Below are 1,962 nucleotides of genomic sequence, written 5' to 3'. Positions count from 1 at the left end.
GCTGCAGGCTGCGATTGAAGCGAGCCGCCTGCGCCTGCGTCCCATTCTGATGACCTCCCTGGCCTTCATCATGGGCGTGCTGCCCCTGGTGCTGTCGACCGGCGCCGGTGCGGAAATGCGCCACGCCATGGGGGTCGCCGTGTTCTCGGGAATGATTGGTGTCACGGCTTTCGGCCTGTTCCTGACGCCGGTGTTCTACGTCACGCTGCGCGCCCTGACCGGCAACCGGCCGCTCAAGCTGCACGGCGAAGTGCCGCACCTTGAAGCGTTTGCAGGCAGCCAGGCCGGCGGTGGCGTGGCGCTGAATGCGCAGCCTGCTGCAGCCCTGAAGCAGCATGAATAACCCCGATCACTGCAAATAACAACAAGGAACCAGGAGTTCACCATGAACCGACTGAATCATTTTTCTCCCCGACTGCGCGCCGCACTGGCACCGCTCGTGATGGCGCTGGTACTGGCCGGTTGCGCCACCAGCGCGTCGATTGACCCTTCCAGCCTGCCCGCCACGCCGACCGCCTTCAAGGAAAGCAAAGGGCCGGCTGCGTCGGCAGCCCCTGCCGCCGCTGAAGCCCAAACCCAGGGCTCGTGGTGGAAGGTATTTTCTGACCCGGTGCTGGACCAGCTGGTGGAGCAGGCTGGCCGCAACAACAACAGCGTGCAGGTGGCGGCCGGCCGGCTGGCGCAGGCGCGCGCGCTGCTGCGGTCGACTGACGCCAACCGCGCACCCCAGGTCGGCGTGGGTGCGGGCGCGGTGCGCCAGAAAAACGCCACGACCGGCAATGTGCCCCAGACCGTGGTGAGCGCCAATGCCAACCTGTCCTATGAGGTGGACCTGATCGGCAAGCTCTCGCTCGCGTCCGATGCCGCGTCGCTGGACGCCAAATCACGCGAGGCGCTGCTCAAAAGCACGCAGCTGCTGGTGCAGGCCGACGTGGCCCAGACCTACCTCAACCTGCGCGCGCTGGATACCGAGCGCACGCTGGTTCGCGACACGCTGCAGGCCTACCGCAACACCTTGCGCCTGACGGAAGTGCGCTTCAGGGAGGGCGATGTGGCCGAGCTGGACGTGGCACGGGTCCGCACCGAAGTCGCCTCAACCGAATCGGAAGCGCTCGCACTTGACCGCCGCCGCGCCGAGCTGGAGCATGCGCTGGCCGTGCTGGTCGGTGAGGTTGCGTCGAACTTCCAGGTGGCGCCTGCCGAATGGACTACCGCGCTGCCGGTGATCCCGGCCGGCGTGCCCAGCACCGTGCTGGTTCGCCGCCCCGATGTGTCGGCGGCCCAAAGCACGATGCAGGCCGCCCAGGCACGTGTCGGCGTGGCCAAGGCCGCCTGGTTTCCCACGCTCTCGCTAACGGCCACTGGCGGTTATGCGGCACCGGAGATCAGCGACCTGTTCAAGCTCTCCACCCGTGCCTGGGGTGTCGGTGCGTTGTTCTCGCTGCCGATTTTTGACGGCGGCAGGCGCGAGGCCGGTGTGCAGAACGCCAATGCCGAACTCGACATCGCATTGGCCAACTACCGCGAGCAGATCCTGGTGGCGTTCAGGGATGTGGAAGACCAGCTGTCGGCGCTGCGCCTGCTGGCCGACCAGTCCGAAGCGCAGTCGCGCTCGGTGGCCTCCGCTACCCGCGCCACGGTGCTGTCGGACTCGCGCTACCGCAACGGCTTTGTCAGCCAGCTTGAACTGCTGGACGCCCAGCGCAGCGAACTGCGCAATCGCCGGCAGGCGTTGCAGGTGAAAGCATCGCAATACCTGGCGACGGTGGGGTTGATCCGGGCGTTGGGTGGTGGCTGGATGTCTTGAATACCCCTGTTGAGGCTCACTTCGTGTAGCCTCCTCTCCCCTTGCAGGGGACAGGCGCCTGTGGGCCGGCGAAGCCGGACCCCGGCCCCTGCTGAAAATTGGCACACCCCTATTGGCACTCACTTCGTGTAGTGCCCTTTCCCCTTGCAGGGGAC

The 1,962-nt window shown here is 66.5% G+C and carries 2 protein-coding genes; both read left to right on the top strand.

Annotated features, from left to right (window positions below; genetic code table 11):
• Positions 1 to 343 (top strand): efflux RND transporter permease subunit (locus tag V6M63_RS18080; protein ID WP_332744073.1); only part of this gene is annotated, 343 nt, incomplete at its 5' end.
• Between the two features lie 42 nt (positions 344 to 385).
• Positions 386 to 1,807, top strand: coding sequence for an efflux transporter outer membrane subunit (locus tag V6M63_RS18075; RefSeq protein ID WP_332744071.1), 1,422 nt, complete (start codon positions 386 to 388; stop codon positions 1,805 to 1,807).
• Positions 1,808 to 1,962: the final 155 nt, after the last annotated feature.

This window comes from Hydrogenophaga sp. (genome assembly GCF_036675665.1).
Classification (GTDB): Bacteria; Pseudomonadota; Gammaproteobacteria; order Burkholderiales; family Burkholderiaceae_C; genus Hydrogenophaga.
This window is presented reverse-complemented; position numbering and strand designations above follow the sequence as displayed.